This window comes from Saprospiraceae bacterium, from assembly GCA_016710235.1.
Taxonomy (GTDB): domain Bacteria; phylum Bacteroidota; class Bacteroidia; order Chitinophagales; family Saprospiraceae; genus Vicinibacter.
Genome location: JADJLG010000001.1, coordinates 898,297 through 916,357 on the forward strand (window position 1 = coordinate 898,297; position 18,061 = coordinate 916,357).

Below are 18,061 nucleotides of genomic sequence, written 5' to 3' on the forward strand. Positions count from 1 at the left end.
CATAGATTCTATGGTACTTCTACTTTTGAAAGCAATGAGCTGATGATGTCTTCTGTATTGATATTCTCAGCTTCAGCCTCATAACTCAAGCCTATGCGATGGCGTAAGACATCCTTTGCAACCTGCTGGACATCATCCGGAATCACGAATCCACGATGATTTAAAAAGGCGTTGGCCCTGGCAGCCTGACCCAAAAATATAGTCGCCCTGGGGGAAGCTCCATAGGTAATCAAATTCTGAAGATCATTCAATTTGTACCTCTCAGGATTTCGGGATGCAAAGACTATATTCAGGATATAATTTTCGATCCTTTCGTCAATATAAATTTTCTTTACCGCCTCTCTTGCTCTTAGAATCTCAGGTATGGTGATGACCTGTTCGACGCCTTTGGAGATCTCATCGTTCATATTTCTTCTGAAAATTTCTCGTTCTTCTTCCAAACTTGGATACTTGATGACCACCTTCATCATGAAACGATCTACCTGAGCCTCCGGCAACGGGTAGGTGCCCTCTTGCTCTATGGGGTTCTGCGTAGCCAATACCAGGAATGGTTCTTCCAAAGGATAAGTTTCCTTACCGATTGTTACTTGTCTTTCCTGCATGGCCTCCAATAGTGCTGACTGAACCTTTGCAGGAGCGCGATTGATTTCATCAGCAAGGACGAAATGTGCAAAAATGGGGCCTTTACGAATCACGAACTTCTGATCAGGAGTGTAGATTTGGGTACCGACTATATCAGCAGGCAAGAGATCAGGTGTAAACTGGATCCTGCTGAAACTGGCAGACACAGAGTTCGCCAAGGTCTTGATAGCCAATGTTTTAGCTAGTCCCGGGAGACCTTCTAATAAAATATGCCCACGTGTAAGCAAACCAATCAACAGTCTGGACATCATATGTCGTTGACCTACGATGATTTTAGATTGGTTACCCAAAAGGGCATCCACAAATCGGCTTTCAATGCCAATCTGCTGGTTAAGCGCTTCGATATCAATATATTGTGACATAAGAAAATGAAAACTTCTGAACAAATAAACGATTAATTTTGCAGGTCTGAATCCAATTCAACCCATGTTGCATAACGCAAATTTATATCTACCTCTCTATATGATGATCAGTCTGATCTCATTGATTAACAAAACTTTAATGCCTGAATTGAGGGCTCAGTCCTCTGATTTCCTGGCAGATAGGGCCTCCGGAGAAATAAAGACCTTGGCTCATGGCAGCATATTGGTTCGTCTGGCACACAAACAAAACAAGATCAAAGCGATTGAAGAGCAGCTTGCCAAAAAAGATATTTCTCAAAAAGCCAGAGCGGAATGGATGGCTTTGAAAATACAAACTATCAAGGAACGCGATCTTAAAGAGAAAAATTTAAAAATAGCCTTTTCCAAATATTATTCCTTCAGTAAAGTGCTATTTTATCAGGATGACGAACATCATCTGCTTTCGGATCCGAATGCGATGTTTTTGACTGATGTCAATGGAGTAATACAAAAAACTCCTCAGGATTCCTTCCTTATTTTAGCAATTGGTAAAGTAACTGAAAGTGGCACCGAGGCATTTATTGTGTTGGATTCTTCAGGGAGCCCTTTGACGAAGCCTTTTCCATATCTATTCAGATCAGCTCCCACTGCTGCTTTATTTTACGACATTATATATGGCAAAGCCAGTGATGAAAAGAAAACGGAAATCGTGATTAAGAAAATTCAAAAGCGATTTCAAAAATATTATCAATCGCAGAATAATTAATAGCTGAATTCAATTACTTACAAGCAAATTTATACAGTGTAAATTGAGTCCAACTATATACTAAAATCCTTTCTCATTGCCGTTAGCATTTTGCAAGTTCAATATCTTCGCGCAATAGGATTATTGTGCTCAAAATCAATCTTATAAAATGTAACTATACTTCACTCCATTCTGTCCTGATGTCATAACCTGCCCATCCATTTACAACTCACGGACACTAGACTTAATTCAAACCAAGTTGGATAATAATCTTGATCGTAATCTGCATTTGGTCCTCCGATTTCATCAGCACAACTTGAATTATCTGGGTTGGTAACCATTCGGCTAAAAATAATTCCATAAAGTAATATGATGATTCTCATGAACAACAACTTCCACGAAAGTCTGCAATCCCTAATGAGTTGTCTCGTCATTATATTCCGAAGATTTTTGTGTATAGTACATAATTTTTGCATTCTCTCTCTCTGAAATACAAGCGTTTACTTCATCATCATTACAATATTCAGGTTTTACTATAATTCATTTTGACAAAAAATATATTTGCCTAGTTTTCTTCTTATCCACAAACTGCTTCCAATAATAAAACCAATTGGGTTCAGCAGGATTCCAATAGCTTGGTTGGCCTAATAAAAAGAAAACTTGTACTATTTTATTTAGAATGTGCTCCATTTAAAGTGTGAATTTGCTCAGATGACTTATATGCAATTAGTGATATATTGATCTCCAAATTCGTCATTATTTGCTAGCAGATAGTACAAAAAGCTATTTTTGTCGCCCCCTCAATATTACTATGATCAGGAGTGATTGGAAAGTAAGAGGAGAATCCTACAATTCCGTCAAAACAGAGCTCCCACTTTAATGAACTAGTAAGAATTTTATGTGCTGCTATGTATTTAACTGTATCATCTATTACCAGTATCCTTTGAAGCTTATCCTTCCTTTGAAACTTTAAAATAGAAAATTCCGATATATACTCAAGCTTCCCATCCGTTGGAAAGGGTGACAATGGGGGCGTGGTCATACTTGATGTAATCGTATCTTGTGCTTGAGCTGCTGACATGATGGCGAAGATAAGGAAAATGAAGGGAACTAGTTTTTCCTACTATTCTGATTTCAATTTAAGTTCTACATCTATAATTAGTCCAGCAATTTTAGATTTTAAAAATGTTAAGTCTGTTTTCATCCATTGATACTCAATCATTAATAGCTTTTTAGCATACTCACTTTTATCTGCTTTTTCTAAAAGGTGAAAAATCATGTGAGTATATGAAGACTGGTTTCTATATAAGGGAATAGATTTTCCAATTAGTTTTAGTAATTTTTCATTAGACAAAGAATAGTAGGAATTGAGAATATAAAATCCTATACAATATTTATTAAGTGTATTTCCTTCAAAAAAATATAAAATACTATCAAGTTCCACGGTTTCTAAATGGCTATTTATGTTTGAAAAAAGTATTGGAATTGCAATATAATTTGAATTGTAAATACTGTCAGTAAGAGAAAGTAATGATATTAATCTTCCTACATTATTAATAGGGTACTTAGAGTTAATTGAAAATTTATATGCTTCAACTTTATTTTGTAAATCAAAGCATAAATTTCCTAAATAACTACCAGTATTTTGAAACAAATCCGAATTATATTCTTTTAATGATGATTCCATATTGACAATTGAATTAATAAGTCCACTATCAATAGTAAAATATTTACTTTCAATAATTCGATTTATACTATCACAATTTGTATTGCTAAATATTAATCTGATAGTCGTACTATAATTCCTCTTATTCTCATGAATATTTTGACAAGTTGTGAAATTAATTCCAACAATTAAATTTATTATAAATATATATATTGTTTTCATAATAATTTATTTTATTTATTCCATTGCTTTCCTTGATACTTATTAAAGCGATTAAAAGACCTATCTTTATTATCATGTAACATAAAATCGCATGCCTTTTCAGCTGCTTCACAAATCTTTTCTTCATATTCAATTCCCGCATTTCCTCCAACTTCGTACCCATCTAATTGTGGGATAGCAAATTTGAACTGGATGCCTATTGTTCTCTCCCATTCATCAGGCACATAATCGTGATCTGAGTCAATAGTACTATCATAACCATTTGGCCACCAATTATTCCAAATTTCGATATGTTTATTTTCGTGAATTAATGTCTCAACAAAAGTGTGAATACCATCGTGATTGGTAACCCAATTGTGCTCGCTCGCTTCTTGTCTGATTGTGGTTACAAATGAATTATCCACTCTACTAGTACTTGCAAAGTTATTATCTTTATCATTGAATACAATAGATTTAATTTTCCCCTTATCCACAAACTGCTTCCAATAATAAAACCAATCGGGTTCAGCAGGATTCCAAAAGCTAGGGGCATCTTTCTCAAAGAAAACCAAAGCCTGTTTTACTGCCTTATTTCCCAGTTTATCTTTGAGTGTTATATAACCATTCGTCGGACCAAACTCATCATTCGTTACAGGCATGTTAAAGCGAGCATCTATAAATGTTTTGCCCTGCAAATCCTTATAATCCAAATTCCACTTTTGCGTACCAGATGCTGAGCCCAATGTCCAGGAATATGGACCATTCCCGTTTGGATCCAAACCTTTAACTACTATGTAGTTTGGTTGAGATATATCTTGAGTAGTCACAACTTTATATTGTTTCTTATATGAACTGAATTCCTTTATAGAAAGTTCCGGTGCACATTCAAGCTGCACATCTCCTCTATCAAGATCATCTGGTTCCTGCGCCATTAATGTCCCTATACATAAATATAGTGGTAAAAACGTACTTGAAATTTTTAATAATTTAATTATTAGCAACTTAGATTCGATTAAGCAAGATTTCATTTTAGTCCTTTATTATTTTATGGGTAAATATTATTCCTTCTTCATCATATATATCCAAAATATATAAACCAGATGCAATAGCAGACAAATTGATACTATCGGTACGATATCCCTGTATCAGATTGTTTATTGTGTAGTGACTAACAATTCTCCCCATAACGTCCTTGACTATAATGCGCAGTACACTGTTATTCTGACAATAGTACTCAATACTTAGTGCATGATTTACAGGGTTGGGGTATATTCTTGAAATAATATTTTTTGAAATTTTCCTACTTACTCTAGATTTATCCTGTATAATCGGAATACCTCCTGCACTACATTTCAATTGAATAAAAGCTAAAGTACAATCCAATTGGGATCCAAAAAATTCTTGACTTCCCAATTTAAAATTCTCTCCTTTAAATTGAATCATCAACACCAATTGTCCATCTTCGGTTTTGATCACACTTTTTACTTCAGCTACTCCATTAGTATTCGATGATTCAGATCTTATAATATTGCCAAACAGATCCATCTCTATTATAAAAACTTCCTTGTGTTCGGCAGGAAATGTACTTCCGTTTGGCAGATTCATCTTTCCTTCAAATTCTCCAATGTCTGTATAGGTATTGCTTTCCATGATGTGCTTTATGATTCCAAATAATCCATCAAAACTTTTCCTAAAATCAACAATACCATGATATACAAAGTATCGATGTTGACACTTAAAAGGTATCATATGTCAAATTGTAAAATATCTTTTAAACATTCTAGTATAATTGGTTTTTGAATAAGTAGCTTTACCCCATTCTTATATTCGACAATAACTTGACTAATCTGGAATTCAGGTGAATCGACCGTATCGGTTATATCTCTTTGATTGATCCCAATAAACTCTCCATGATGTTTATCTTCGCTTTGCTCAGATTTTCTTTTGTGATAGTAATACTGATGGCTTGGTATTCCTGCCTCCTTTAAAAAATGGCTAAGTTTCTTTCCACTTGCCTTGATCCTTGATTGAAAATTCCTTGAAACTCATCTCCCCTTTTTAGCAAAGGAAATTGCATTGAAATGATTAGGCAAGATGTGGTTTGTGGGACGGATACATTGTACCCTTATGTATGATGCCTAGGAATGAAAATCCCATATTATCCTAATCTCAAAAAACTATTTACTTCTTGACATCAGAAATATAATGATCAATATACTCAATTAATTTGATTTGATTTGAATCCAAAATATGTGAGCTATTAAAAATAAATTGCTTTTCCTTAAGTAACAATTCATTTTTTTCTATTTTATTTTTTGAATTAAACTAGATTCCATAAATAAGTGCGACAGTTAATAAAACATTCTTTTGGAGAAAGACCTATTATAAAAATAGGTACTTTCCCCTCAAGATTTTTAACTGTACACAAATGTATAAACAAATCACCTACCCTCAAAGGGTATTAATTGAACAATTTAAAGGCAAGGAATGAGCATTATTCAGATTGCTGTGGAATTAGGATATCATAGAAGCACTATATATCGGGAACTCGATAGAAACTCTTCACCTGGTTCATACAAGTTATATGGAAGCGCAAGAGCTCAGGATCGGAGTGAACAGAGAGCACAAGGAAAGGGAAGGAAGAATAAAATTACAAGCGATCTTAAAAGCAAAGTGGATCAATTACTTAAAATCAAGTGGAGCCCAGAGCAAATCGAAGGTCGAGCGAATATTGATAAGTATGAAAGGGTTAGTAAAGAGTGCATATATCAATATGTATATGAAGATAAAAGGAAAGGAGGTGATCTATGGAGTAATTTAAGACATTCCCACAGAAGTAGGCGAAGACGCAAAAATACCTATAAACAAAGGGGAATTATCAAAAACAGAGTATGTATTGAAGATAGACCAAAGATTGTTGAATCTCAAAAAAGGTATGGAGATTGGGAAGGAGATACTATAGTAGGAAAGAATCATAAGTCCCAAATTGCCAGTATGGTGGAAAGAAAATCCTTGTTTGTCAAGATCATTAAGCTGGAGTCCAAAGAAGCTAAATTCACAGCCAAAACAATCAGTTGCAAATTGAAAAAATATAAAAACTTATGCCATACAATTACATTAGACAATGGAAAAGAAAATGCAGATCATCAAACATTGGCAAAAGCATTGAATACTAAGATATACTTTGCTCATCCATATTCCGCTTATGAAAGAGGTTGCAATGAAAATATCAATGGTTTAATACGACAATACTTGCCAAAAAATCAGACTTTTCCATGCTCAAGCAAACTGACTTGGATCGAATTGAATCCCAAATAAATAATCGACCAAGAAAAAAATTAGGCTACAAAACACCAAATGAAGTATTTTTGAACCTTGTCGCACTTAAATGTTGAATTCAGCTAATATTTAAAAAATAATCTAAGATATATTTATAATTATTATAATTATCTCTATTAATTAATAGAAAATACTCAAAATAATCGAAATACTTTTCTTCAAATTTTTTTGAAAACTTTAAATTGCTTATAAATTTACTTTGAATATAAAAATTATTTTTTATTTTTGATAGATATTAATAATTGAATCTTTTGATATCAATTTCATATTTTCTCTGAAAAGCACATTTTGCGATTGAATTACTTTTTTATCCAATGAATTTTCATATATAACCATCGATTCCATTATTTTTTTCATTCTAACTTCTGGAGATTGGCCATAATATTCACAACTAAATTTTAAATATTCGAAAAGCCGTGGATCGCACTTAAAATAAAAACCTCCATCATTAACTTGGGGAACTGTCAAATCAAAAGAATCAGCTTTAGCTTTAATAATATTATATCTAGTTTTGTTCAATTTATCAATGATATCACAAGGAACTCGAAAAAACAGACTATAAAAAATACTATCTAATTGCTCGCAATATTCATTAAATCCATTTTCATTTTCAAATATTTGAGTTAGAGTTTCAAAATTATTTAATTCGTTGAGTTTTTGATTAGTTTGCGATTTACACTGTTGAATAATTAAAATAATAAAACTACAAATTATTAAAAATTTCAATTTCATCATATTAGGTTTTAATTTTTAACTAAATTCTTAATTTCCAATTTTTTCCCTGAAATTTATTTATAGGATCAAATGACCAGTCATTACCGTCGTTACCATTTACAATAGCATTTTTTTGGACATTTACACATCTTGTTTCCTCATATCTATATCCAGCAGAATTTCTAGGATTTTCAAGCCAATTTACATCTTGTACATTCTCACAACCTGCTTCTTTAGAATATAGATCACAATGCCAATTTGTAAGAAACCCGAATGCAGCACCTGGACCATTTTCCCACCAATCAGGATATAGATCAGTATCTAAATCAAGAGATTTGTTATAACCATTTGGCCATAATTCATTGTTAATTTTAATATGCTCATTTTCGTGAGCTAAAACTTCATTGAAAGCATGAATTCCTTTATTAGTAGTCCATCCAGTATTTTCTGAAACTATTTGTCTATAATAAACTTCAGTATCAAATTTGTGGATACATGCCAAAGCAGTTTTACGTCCACATTTAGATTCAATATCTTTTACAAAAGTAAAAGCAGTAATTAATTTCTTATCCACAAACTGCTTCCAATAATAAGACCAATTGGGTTCAGCAGGATTCCAAAAGCTAGGTTGGCCTAATAAAAAGAAAACTTGTACTATTTTATTTAGAATGTGCTCCATTTAAAGTGTGAATTTGCTCAGTTGACTTATATGCAATTAGTGATATATTGATCTCAAAATTCGTCATTATTTGCTAGCAGATAGTACAAAAAGTTATTTTTGCCGCACCCTCGATCTTACTAAGATCAGGAGTGAGTGAAAAGTAAGAGGTGGATCCTACAATTCCGTCAAAACAGAGCTCCCACTTTAATGAACTAGTAAAAATTTTATGTGCTGCTATGCATCTAATCGTATCTTCTATTACCAGTTTCCTTTGAAGCTTATCCTTCCTTTGAAACTTTAAAATAGAAAATTCCGATATATACTCAAGCTTCCCATCCGTTGGAAAGGGTGACAATGGGGGCGTGGTCATACTTGATGTAATCGTATCTTGTGCTTGAGCTGCTGACATGATGGCGAAGATAAGGAAAATGAATGGAATTAGTTTTTCTTACTATTCTGATTTCAATTTAAGTTCTACATCTTTAATTAATCCAGCAATTTGGGATTTTAAAAATATTGAGTCTGTTTTCATCCATTGATACTCAATTTCTAACAAATCTTTTGCTCTTCGATGATTGGAATAAAGCAATAAGTAGTTTACCATATGGCCATATGGGCTATAATTTCTGTATTTGGGAATTAATTTTCCAAACAGTTCAATAATTCTTTCTCCTGGTAGAGAATATTCAGAATATATTATGTAGTAATCAACAGAATTATCTGTATGTTTATTTGTTAATAAATGGTTTAGTAATTTATTAAACTCGTATTCCGATAGATCCTGATTTATTGACATATAAAGCTGAGTGACTGGAGTATAATCATTAAGCGCTATGCTATCAGTTATTGATAATAGATTAATAATCCTACCAACATTTTCATTTGGAAAGTTGTAATGAATAGAAAATTTGTAAGCTTCAATTTTTTTTCCTAATTCATAACAACTATTACCTACGTGGTTTCCTAAACTGTAAAATACTTGCTTGTTGTATTCATCCAGACCATTTTGATTTTTTTTAATAAACAATTCAAGTTCAAGATCTTTTAAAAAATATCTATTTTCAACCTGTTGTCCTAAACTGTCACAGTTTTTTTGTGCAATATCATGATGTTTTTCAAAGTCAAACTTAATAATATCTTTATCAGATGACTGACAACAAGCAATATTTATAAAGCAAATCGAATTAAATAAAAGTATGTGAATTTTTTTCATGGTATTTATTTCTTTTTATTTATTCCATTGTTTTCCTTGATTCTTATTGAGAGCATCAAATGTCCAGTGCAGTTTATCGTAAATTTTTCCATCAATACCTTGGAAAACATCTCATAGTCTACTTTTATGAAGGCGTCTATTTTTTAATTCTTCTTTTATTTTAATTAAATCCTTTTCAAGTAAATAGAAATGATCTTGCTTTAATGTAGTAAGCTCTTTTTCAAAAAAATCGCTGTATTTATATAAATTCTCATTTTGACTGAAAAATAAATAGACACCCGATGTATATACTGAATTGAAATCTCTTAATTTTGGAATAAACTCTATGCAAAAAGTATTAAAATTATCAATATTTTTAAATGATTTGCAAAATTTTAAAATAATATTTTTATTATACCTATTTGATTTTAATAATTGATTAGCAAGTTTTATTTTACAATCTAAATTAATATTTTTTAGTTTTTCTTCAAGTAGAATACTTTCATAATCTAAAGCCATGTTAGCGTTTTCTATTGTAGTTATATTTTCCATTAATATCATTATAACAACAGAATCTTGTATATTTTTATATTTGGCACTAGAAATTAATGCCCTAATTATTCTGCTAAGTTCTCTCTGTTTATAGTCGTCATTTGAATTGTCTTCATGAAGAAAATAATTATTATTTGAATTTAAGTAATCGTGTATTTCTTTGGCCTTTAGCGTATCAATTTTAAAAAATTGATTTATACTCATTAGCTTAAAAGTATCATAATTAACATTTGAAGAAAATTTTGCAATAAACTCTAAAGAAGAATCGGCAAAGGTAAATTTATTTTCTCGAAATAGTTGCGATTTACAAGCCGTGTGATTTAACAAAGCTACAAGAATCAATATGTATTTCATAAATTGTTTTCCTTGATATTTGAAATTATTATCAAATGACCAATTGCAAGCTCATGTAATAAGTACACCGGGATTATTGCTTAATCTGGATAATTCCTGATGTCCTACCTTATCAAAGTCAGGTCACCGGAAATCTGCACCTGAGAACCATCAATTCTCTCCGCTTTAATATAGTAAACATAAACTCCCGGATTCAAGAATTGTCCTCTAAAACTACCATCCCAACCAAATTCTTCCTCATTCAACGGAATGTGTTCTCGTTCAAAAATCTGCTGGCCCCATCGATCATAGATATGAAATTCCAAAATTTCAGAAAAGGAATTATCTCCATATGCAAAGAAGAAATCATTCTGTCTGTCTCCATTAGGCGAAAAAACATTTGGAACAAAAATCTTGGTGTCATTGTCAATCTTGATGTATATCGTCGCTTCTTCTGTGCATCCATGTGCGTCAGTAATGAGCAATTTGTAGGTCTGTGAATGCAACAGGTCTACTTCAGGTTCCAGACAATCGCTACAGCTCAAGCCTTCCTCAGGATACCACTGAATTCGTCCCGGTGAAAAATTTAAAATAGGCTGCAATGTCGCTTTCTGACCCAAAACGATTTCTACTTCTGCCTCCAGATCTATAGTCAAATCTATCGGTACAAGTAATTCGAATTGTTGACTATCGATACATCCCAATGAATCTCTGATGTAAACGGTATATTTCCCTGGACCCAAATTGTCATACTTGTTCCTTGTCGTATACTGTTTTTCTGAACTCAGAAAATAGGAGAAAGATGGAACTCCCTCCAGCACTTTTATTTCAACACCACCGAACTGACGATCAAAACAATATATCGAATCTACTCTCAACTCAGATTCAACAGTATCGACAAACAATTTTGTGGTGACTATACTGTCGCAAGAGTGAATCGTACTCAAAGTATCAACATAGTTTCCTGTGGCCCTGTAAATACTGCTGCCGGTCATGACAGAATCTCCTCCACATATTTTTTTGGATTCGATTGTTCTCAAAATTGGATTTACAATCAACATAGTATGTATGACACTGTCACAACTGTATTCTGTGCGTAAAGTATCAATATAGTTTCCTGTTGCAGAATATCTCTTGGTTCCCACTTCAACATATTCTCCGTCACAGATTCTTGGCAAATAGTTTTGATCAAACACAGGATGCACTACAAGCTTGGTTTCAATCACACTATCGCATAGATGGACCGTTGGAAGAGTATCAATATATGTCCCGCTTACAGAGTATTTATTTGAGCCTACTAGGGTGAAGTCACCGTCGCATATTTCTTTATTGTTATTTAAATAAAATACCGGTTGAACAAGCAATGTAGTTATTACCACACTGTCACAATTAAAATAACTGGAAAGGGTATCGATATAAATTCCTGTGCTGTCATACAGACGAGTGCCCACTTGTACAAAGTCACCTTTACAGATCTCAGGACGATATTCGATCTGATAGGTGTCTCTTACAACAAGTTGGGTATTGATGATACTATCACAACAATACTGATTCATAAAAGTATCTCTATAAGACCCGCTTCGGATATATCTGTGTTGTCCAATTTCATAAAAATCCCCGTTACATATTTCGATTGACTGACTTTCATTGTTATTTGCAGTGAAATCCTGAACTGTAAATGCCAAGGTGTCTGATACACACCCGTATTCATCTCGGGCGACGATTTGGTGTGGCCCATTTTTTAAATTGCTGAAATCACTATAAGCAGTCCATCTGTCATTGTCCAAAGAATAATAATATAAAGGAAATGATCCTTTTGCTTCCACGTCGATGAATGCAGTTGGGCTGCAACATGTTTTTTGTAACAACATGCTGTCTACATTGAGTACAATCTTATTCTGAAAGTCTCCTAAAAAAACCGATCTGAAGATTTCACAATTTCTTCTATCCCGGATACGTATCTTATGGCTGCCCGGATTCAAATTTCTAAAATCACCGTTACTTAGCCAAACGCCTGAACTGTCAAGCTCGTATTCATATGGAGGGAGTCCTCCCATTCCTTGCACAAATATGCGCGCACTGTCCTTACAAGTGCGGGATTGCTGCCAGATGAGCGTATCTCTGAGATTGGGTATCGGAGGCGTTATCTTCGTCAAAAAGGGTTTGATGCACTGTCCTGTTTTAGAATATAATGTGATCAGCTCTTTTCTGGGTATGACAAACTCACTATCTTTTGAAAAATGATTTGCATCCATAGAAAAAAGCGTAATACTATCTTGAGGATCCGGAAAAATTTGGATATAGATTGATGAATTTTGATCACAAGAATCCAGAAGAGATACTTTGAAATTTAGATCAGGATCTATCACCTGAATTTGGAATGTATCATAAATTTTAAAATTGCATATGTCGCTGATTTCCAAAAAATAATTTGTTGTACTATCCGGTGAAAAAATAGGATTATATATCCTTGTGTTACTCACATTGTAAGCCGGTGACCAGCGGATCTGTGGAAATTTAGAGGATGTTGAAAGTTGTACAGACTCACCTTTGCATATAATTTGATCTTTTATGTCTGAAACCGTGCTTACATAATCCAGACAAACTTGTTGCACATTAACAGCTCCTCCTGTGGCCGATGTGAATCCAAAAAAAACGAATGGGTCGGAAGAAAAGGTATTGCTGATGATATCTCCTTTGTATTCAATTTTGAATTGGCAATCCAGATACAGCCTGAGTGTCTGCTGGATGGGATCCCACTTTACCAGTCCATTGTGGAAATTACAATCTTCTGCATTTGCTGCGCCGGGGAGTATTGGTACTGGTCCGGCGAGGTTGTTTGGACCAACATGTTGAGTGCTTCCATTTTTCATGATGGCTATATGATCATATGAAGGATCATTTGAGTTGCCATTTTCCCAGGTATCAAACTCAATGACAATACTTGGATCTATCCCCTGATATCCCAATCCACCACCACTAGCGCCGAGGGAAGTGGAGATTGGCTGTAGTACAAAAGCAATACCATCAGCACCCCATTGATCAAGACATCCCAAATTGATTTGAAAATATATATCAAAAGGAACCCGAAGGTCAATTTTGTCTTCATACCAAACACTGCCCACCTGTGCATTGAGATCTTTGGTCAACAGATAACAATCATTTCCTTGATACAAGGCATCCTTATTGAGAATGAACTTTTTGTTTCTTGTACTTTGGCAACTGTCAGGGATGGCAAACGAAGCCGTAGTTGTACAGCCCAACTGGTCCGTTACTTGTACTGAATAATTTCCGGGTGAAAGCAACTGAAACAAACTGTCAGTCTGAGAATAATTTTTGCTGTTGAGTTTGTAAACATATGGTGCCTTGCCCCCTTTGACATCCAGGCTGACTATTCCATCGCTGATGCAATGGGATGCACCGGTCTTCAATGATTGAATGGATGGAACTCCGTATACTTCAACGGTACTCTCCAGCGTGTCATTGATAGAATTTTGATCCGGTGCGTTATTCAGGCTAGAAATGATGAAACTCAAGGTATGTACACCAAAAGTCGTTAAGCTGCAGGGTAGAAATAAAGTTCTTGATTGTCCGGTAATTATATTTCCATTCCAAACGAAGGGGGTTTGCGCTACCGAATCAATAGTCCAGTCTATCAAAACTGTGGTTACGGAAGAGATGCCCTCGTTTCTCAAAATCAACTCCGGACATATACTATCCGAACAAAGTGCATACTTAAATTTTATTTCGGGCAATGCCGCATCCAGTTGTTTTACGGGTTGACAACCATTGGAAGTCAGAAGACTTGCCCTCCTCAGCAAAAGAGCATTAACCATACGTGTTTTTTGCCCACCAGTGAAATGTAGTGGGCTACATCCAGTATAGTCCATATAATTTTCGGTATCATCCGGAAGATCCGGAGAATCCGTATTGCATGAATTTATCCCACAAGGCGCAAAAGAAGGAGAATTGTCCGGAGGTGTGTCACATACACGATCTCCATCCAGCATACAATCTGCATTCGCACAACCGTTCGCAAATGTGTGATCCAGTCCTAAATAATGCCCAATTTCATGTGCCGTCACGCCGACTCCTCCTGCGTTTGTCCAATATCGAGCTTCTTGCATAATCCCATCGACAGTACATGGCGCACCTGGAAAATATGCGAATCCGGCTAGCCCACACCCAAAGTTATTGTTAAACAAGTCAGTAACCAACCAGATGTTTACATATTGCCTGCAGTCCCAGGCGATGAGGCTTTTGATTTGTCCTTCTACGGCTGCGTCAGTCCCTGGATTGCACATGATTTGATTGACCAACGTCGAGGCTGTTCTGGTGATTCCCGAACTTGGATTTCCAGAGGGGTCTCGCTTTGCCAAGCAAAATGAGATACCTATGTCAGTGCCAATAGGACTTTTAAACATCCCTTGATTGGCAAAAGCATCATTAATGAGATCTATCCCATGTTCCACCTCGAGATTAGTGAGGTTGCTTCCTGTTCCAATATTTGATCCGGGAGGATAAATCAAGTGGACTACGACAGGTAAGGTATAAAGTGCACCGGAAGAGCGAAATTTTTGGGATTTCATGTCCTTCAAGGCCTGTTGATACAATAATTTTTCGAGGTCTGTTACTGCTGATTTATAGGATTGATCCTGAGACAGGAGCAGTCCATGCTTCTGATCAAAAGCGCAAAATTCCTGAGCATTCAGAACCAAGCCTCCGAACAAAAAGAAGGCAAGGTATCCAAATATTATTTTGTGGTAAACTTGATTCACATTAATCACTAGTGAGCATTCTTTGCTAACCCAACAAATATAAAGATAGTTCCTTTCATGAAGCCTGTACCCGAATGAAAACAATCCCTGAAACCTAATTTTATCATCCTGAACAGAGCCTCATATTTCAAACTTTCTCACTGGATTTTTTAATCAGGGATCATTGTGAAAAGCAAATTAGCAGTAAAATCATGGCTTGTGATCCAACTGATTGGTGGCTATGCCAATTGATCCCATGACTTGGGTTCATAATGAAGGCCTCTGGTGCAGCTGCACAAGCTTCGATTCATAAATTCTATACTTACGGATCAAGCATTGCACAAAGACTTGATTATGAAATCCATTTGGTGCGTAACTGATGTTCTACTGTAAAATGTGGGCTTAATCCAAATTTGCTTTGAAATTGGTAGTGAGGGATGGAATGGCAACAATACTAAAGTTATGACATGTTTCGTTATTGGAAGAAACATTCTTCATTCCAAATTAATCTATCAGACGGCCTCTAAATCCCGACCAAAAAGATGAAGAGGAAGGTGTGATTTTAGAATTTCCTCCCTTATTTAGGCTGATCTAGTCCAATTTACATTTTCAACCATCTCTCAATTCACCTCGTTAAATGATCAGATAACAAGGTCAATACATATAATACCAAAATTTAAAATGTTAATTTAAATACAACTAAGTGAGATATTGCCGTATATTGTAACTGAGAATATGCAATGAAACTTAGGGTTTTGATTTCGTTTTCCGTTCCAGAAACTTCGGAATCCCATCATGCTTTTGTTTTTAAAAGTGAAGCATTGCAGTTAGCTGAGGACTGGAATTTTTGATAATTTACATTCTTTACTAAACATATTGCCTAAATGAAATTTACACATGAACAAATAAAAACGTTCCAAGATCAAGGATACGCGATTTTGCCCGGTCTCTTGAATGAGCAAGAGGTAAAGTATCTCAGAAATTTCTTCCACGATTTGTTTGCAAGTGAGTATTGGAAAAAGTCAACTTTCAATTCCAATTCTATCATCAATGATATATATAGAGACTTTCCGGAACTTATCGATCTAATTTTCAAGCCAAAGTATATTCTTGCTGCAAAAGAGCTTCTAGGCGACCAAATGGTCTGTGTACCTGAATGTTCAGTTCATTACAATAGATTTTTTGACTGGCACAGGGACACTGCAATCATGGAAGCACAAGGATTTTTCACCCACAAAGACAAAAAGCATCAATTGGTCCAGGGAGGAATTTACCTGCAAGAGAATAAACCGGAGGGAGGTGGTCTTTTACTTATTCCAGGAACAAATCGGGGAAAAGACAGATTTATAAAACATGTCTATGGCAGTCCGGTCGAAAGAACGATCCAAAAAATATCTAGAGCTTTCCATATTTCGATTTCACAGAGAATTGAAAAAAAAGAAAATTTATATTTACCCCCGACTAAAGCCGGAGATGTTTTGTTTTTTGATTCTGAACTAGATCATAGAGCTAGTTTTAAAAGACGCTTTCTGGGAAATGCAAGGATTCCAGAAATCGAAAAATTTGCAATTTTCAATGGGTTTTGTAGTACTGAGAAAATGGCAAAAGATTATTTAAAATGTATAACGCAGCCCGACGAACCATATGCCAATTTTCTGAAACAGACAAAAGCCCCACCAATTCTCATTCAAAAATCTAATGAACTTGCTTTGAAAATTGAATACCCACAGTGAGCTTACAAATAAATACCATCCTAAAATCCAGAACCGAAATCAATGATCTGGAATGGAATCAATTTATAGACGATTCACCTCAATATATTATTTATGCCAAATCATTTTATCTGGATGCTGTACATCCCAACTGGAAAGCACTATTTTGCTATAACGGTGATCAAATCCTGGCTGTAATGCCTCTTTGTGAAAAATCTTTTTTCTGCTTCAAATGGATTACCAAACCGAGCTGGATACAATACCTTGGTGTTTTCTTCTGCCCATTGCAAGGGAAAAGGCACAGATACTATTATACATTAAAAACTGTACTGCATTCCATTTTGGACCAACTGAAAGATAAGATGCATATATTTAATTACAATTTTGTTCCCTCCTTCCAGTATCACATTCCCTTTCTATGGCAAAACTACTCAGTGACTCCATATCATAGTTACCATTTAGATATTGACTCTTCTCTGTCAGAGATATATTCCAATTTTTCAACCAGCGTCACCAACCATATAAAAAAAGCAAACAAGCAGCAATTACTAATTATTGAAAATGAATCTATCGATGGCTTGGCGAATTTATTGCAAGCTAAAAATATTATTCATAAAGGCGAAAATCTTTCCCTTCTAAGATTATGGGAAAACTTAAGTAAAGAGGCTTGCTGTTTTAGTATGTATGTCACTGATCATAATCAATCGAATATGTACTGTGGTGGTGCGTTTGTTATAGACAAAGAAAGCATTATATTTCTTGCATCTGCAACGAATCCAAAATTTAAAAAGAGCGGAGCAGTTTCTTTTATGGTGTGGAACGTCATTCAAAAAGCTCAAAATATGAAAAACATCAAATACATAGACTTCGAAGGATCCATGATCGCAGGTATAGAAAACTATTTTCGAGCTTTCGGATCAAGGGCAGTTGTTTATTACAATATCCAAAAGAAAAATCACTTGCTGTCTTCTTTAAAGTTCATCGCAGACAAATCTAACCTTAGAATTATCTAAGCCAGTTTCTATAATTAATTTGACCTGCAATAGAAATTAAATTCTTAAATTTAAATTAATTATACATGATCACATTTATCTTCCCTAATTATAAAAATAAAATTTAAGGCATACCATTGTTTCAAAAGTCAACAAATATAAATGTCTGAAAAAATTTGTTTTTGCACCCTTTATCAATTTCAATACATACCCT

The 18,061-nt window shown here is 34.5% G+C and carries 16 protein-coding genes; 4 read left to right on the forward strand and 12 right to left on the reverse strand.

Features of this window, described 5'->3' with window-relative positions:
* Nucleotides 1-8: 8 nt before the first annotated feature.
* The gene (locus IPI99_03675) at nucleotides 9-1,004 is read right to left on the reverse strand and encodes a MoxR family ATPase (protein ID MBK7339611.1); all 996 of its coding nucleotides are present in this window, start codon (nucleotides 1,002-1,004) and stop codon (nucleotides 9-11) included.
* A 64-nt stretch (nucleotides 1,005-1,068) separates the two neighbouring features.
* Between IPI99_03675 and IPI99_03680 the strand changes: the two genes are divergently transcribed.
* Nucleotides 1,069-1,749 carry a hypothetical protein gene (locus tag IPI99_03680; GenBank protein ID MBK7339612.1) on the forward strand — a complete coding sequence of 227 codons (681 nt, stop codon included), beginning with the start codon at nucleotides 1,069-1,071 and terminating at the stop codon, nucleotides 1,747-1,749.
* A 182-nt stretch (nucleotides 1,750-1,931) separates the two neighbouring features.
* Here IPI99_03680 and IPI99_03685 read toward each other — a convergent pair whose 3' ends face one another.
* The 5 genes from IPI99_03685 to IPI99_03705 all read right to left on the reverse strand — a co-directional run bounded on the left by IPI99_03685 (nucleotide 1,932) and on the right by IPI99_03705 (nucleotide 5,344).
* A complete protein-coding gene (locus tag IPI99_03685) occupies nucleotides 1,932-2,162 on the reverse strand; it encodes a hypothetical protein (protein ID MBK7339613.1) in 231 nt (76 codons plus the stop codon).
* Between the two features lie 329 nt (nucleotides 2,163-2,491).
* A complete protein-coding gene (locus IPI99_03690; protein MBK7339614.1) occupies nucleotides 2,492-2,809 on the reverse strand; it encodes a hypothetical protein in 318 nt (105 codons plus the stop codon).
* 42 nt (nucleotides 2,810-2,851) lie between these two features.
* The gene (locus IPI99_03695; GenBank protein ID MBK7339615.1) at nucleotides 2,852-3,616 is read right to left on the reverse strand and encodes a hypothetical protein; all 765 of its coding nucleotides are present in this window, start codon (nucleotides 3,614-3,616) and stop codon (nucleotides 2,852-2,854) included.
* An 11-nt stretch (nucleotides 3,617-3,627) separates the two neighbouring features.
* Nucleotides 3,628-4,527, reverse strand: a complete 900-nt coding sequence (locus tag IPI99_03700) for a hypothetical protein (protein ID MBK7339616.1) — start codon at nucleotides 4,525-4,527, stop codon at nucleotides 3,628-3,630.
* Between the two features lie 97 nt (nucleotides 4,528-4,624).
* Complete coding sequence (locus IPI99_03705) at nucleotides 4,625-5,344, reverse strand: T9SS type A sorting domain-containing protein (protein MBK7339617.1); 720 nt, start codon at nucleotides 5,342-5,344, stop codon at nucleotides 4,625-4,627.
* Nucleotides 5,345-6,082: 738 nt separating this feature from the next.
* Between IPI99_03705 and IPI99_03710 the strand changes: the two genes are divergently transcribed.
* Nucleotides 6,083-6,913 (forward strand): IS30 family transposase, encoded by an 831-nt coding sequence (locus IPI99_03710; protein ID MBK7339618.1) that lies wholly within the window; start codon nucleotides 6,083-6,085, stop codon nucleotides 6,911-6,913.
* A 240-nt stretch (nucleotides 6,914-7,153) separates the two neighbouring features.
* Here IPI99_03710 and IPI99_03715 read toward each other — a convergent pair whose 3' ends face one another.
* The 6 genes from IPI99_03715 to IPI99_03740 form a co-directional block, all read right to left on the reverse strand.
* The gene (locus IPI99_03715) at nucleotides 7,154-7,669 is read right to left on the reverse strand and encodes a hypothetical protein (protein MBK7339619.1); all 516 of its coding nucleotides are present in this window, start codon (nucleotides 7,667-7,669) and stop codon (nucleotides 7,154-7,156) included.
* 19 nt (nucleotides 7,670-7,688) lie between these two features.
* A complete protein-coding gene (locus IPI99_03720; protein ID MBK7339620.1) occupies nucleotides 7,689-8,327 on the reverse strand; it encodes a hypothetical protein in 639 nt (212 codons plus the stop codon).
* A gap of 73 nt (nucleotides 8,328-8,400) precedes the next feature.
* On the reverse strand, nucleotides 8,401-8,718 hold the full coding sequence (locus tag IPI99_03725; protein MBK7339621.1) for a hypothetical protein: 318 nt from the start codon (nucleotides 8,716-8,718) through the stop codon (nucleotides 8,401-8,403).
* Between the two features lie 42 nt (nucleotides 8,719-8,760).
* Complete coding sequence (locus tag IPI99_03730; GenBank protein ID MBK7339622.1) at nucleotides 8,761-9,522, reverse strand: hypothetical protein; 762 nt, start codon at nucleotides 9,520-9,522, stop codon at nucleotides 8,761-8,763.
* Between the two features lie 111 nt (nucleotides 9,523-9,633).
* Complete coding sequence (locus tag IPI99_03735; GenBank protein ID MBK7339623.1) at nucleotides 9,634-10,407, reverse strand: hypothetical protein; 774 nt, start codon at nucleotides 10,405-10,407, stop codon at nucleotides 9,634-9,636.
* 104 nt (nucleotides 10,408-10,511) lie between these two features.
* Entirely contained in the window at nucleotides 10,512-15,164 is a 4,653-nt protein-coding gene (locus IPI99_03740; protein ID MBK7339624.1) for a gliding motility-associated C-terminal domain-containing protein, read from the reverse strand.
* Nucleotides 15,165-16,027: 863 nt separating this feature from the next.
* Here IPI99_03740 and IPI99_03745 point away from each other — a divergent pair.
* Together IPI99_03745 and IPI99_03750 are read left to right on the forward strand one after the other, a co-directional pair.
* On the forward strand, nucleotides 16,028-16,876 hold the full coding sequence (locus IPI99_03745; protein MBK7339625.1) for a phytanoyl-CoA dioxygenase family protein: 849 nt from the start codon (nucleotides 16,028-16,030) through the stop codon (nucleotides 16,874-16,876).
* On the forward strand, nucleotides 16,873-17,868 hold the full coding sequence (locus IPI99_03750) for a hypothetical protein (protein ID MBK7339626.1): 996 nt from the start codon (nucleotides 16,873-16,875) through the stop codon (nucleotides 17,866-17,868). The genes IPI99_03745 and IPI99_03750 overlap by 4 nt, the downstream gene beginning before the upstream one ends.
* Nucleotides 17,869-18,061: the final 193 nt, after the last annotated feature.

What these genes read in the sequence shown, in the direction of transcription:
- IPI99_03725 (MBK7339621.1), bottom strand. Translation starts at nt 8,718, where the DNA reads ATGTCAGCAGCTCAAGCACAAGATACGATTACATCAAGTATGACCACG.
- IPI99_03715 (MBK7339619.1), bottom strand. Translation starts at nt 7,669, where the DNA reads ATGATGAAATTGAAATTTTTAATAATTTGTAGTTTTATTATTTTAATT.
- IPI99_03685 (MBK7339613.1), bottom strand. Translation starts at nt 2,162, where the DNA reads ATGACGAGACAACTCATTAGGGATTGCAGACTTTCGTGGAAGTTGTTG.
- IPI99_03700 (MBK7339616.1), bottom strand. Translation starts at nt 4,527, where the DNA reads ATGGCGCAGGAACCAGATGATCTTGATAGAGGAGATGTGCAGCTTGAA.
- IPI99_03680 (MBK7339612.1), top strand. Translation starts at nt 1,069, where the DNA reads ATGTTGCATAACGCAAATTTATATCTACCTCTCTATATGATGATCAGT.
- IPI99_03690 (MBK7339614.1), bottom strand. Translation starts at nt 2,809, where the DNA reads ATGTCAGCAGCTCAAGCACAAGATACGATTACATCAAGTATGACCACG.
- IPI99_03710 (MBK7339618.1), top strand. Translation starts at nt 6,083, where the DNA reads ATGAGCATTATTCAGATTGCTGTGGAATTAGGATATCATAGAAGCACT.
- IPI99_03735 (MBK7339623.1), bottom strand. Translation starts at nt 10,407, where the DNA reads ATGAAATACATATTGATTCTTGTAGCTTTGTTAAATCACACGGCTTGT.
- IPI99_03730 (MBK7339622.1), bottom strand. Translation starts at nt 9,522, where the DNA reads ATGAAAAAAATTCACATACTTTTATTTAATTCGATTTGCTTTATAAAT.
- IPI99_03720 (MBK7339620.1), bottom strand. Translation starts at nt 8,327, where the DNA reads ATGGAGCACATTCTAAATAAAATAGTACAAGTTTTCTTTTTATTAGGC.
- IPI99_03705 (MBK7339617.1), bottom strand. Translation starts at nt 5,344, where the DNA reads ATGATACCTTTTAAGTGTCAACATCGATACTTTGTATATCATGGTATT.
- IPI99_03745 (MBK7339625.1), top strand. Translation starts at nt 16,028, where the DNA reads ATGAAATTTACACATGAACAAATAAAAACGTTCCAAGATCAAGGATAC.
- IPI99_03675 (MBK7339611.1), bottom strand. Translation starts at nt 1,004, where the DNA reads ATGTCACAATATATTGATATCGAAGCGCTTAACCAGCAGATTGGCATT.
- IPI99_03695 (MBK7339615.1), bottom strand. Translation starts at nt 3,616, where the DNA reads ATGAAAACAATATATATATTTATAATAAATTTAATTGTTGGAATTAAT.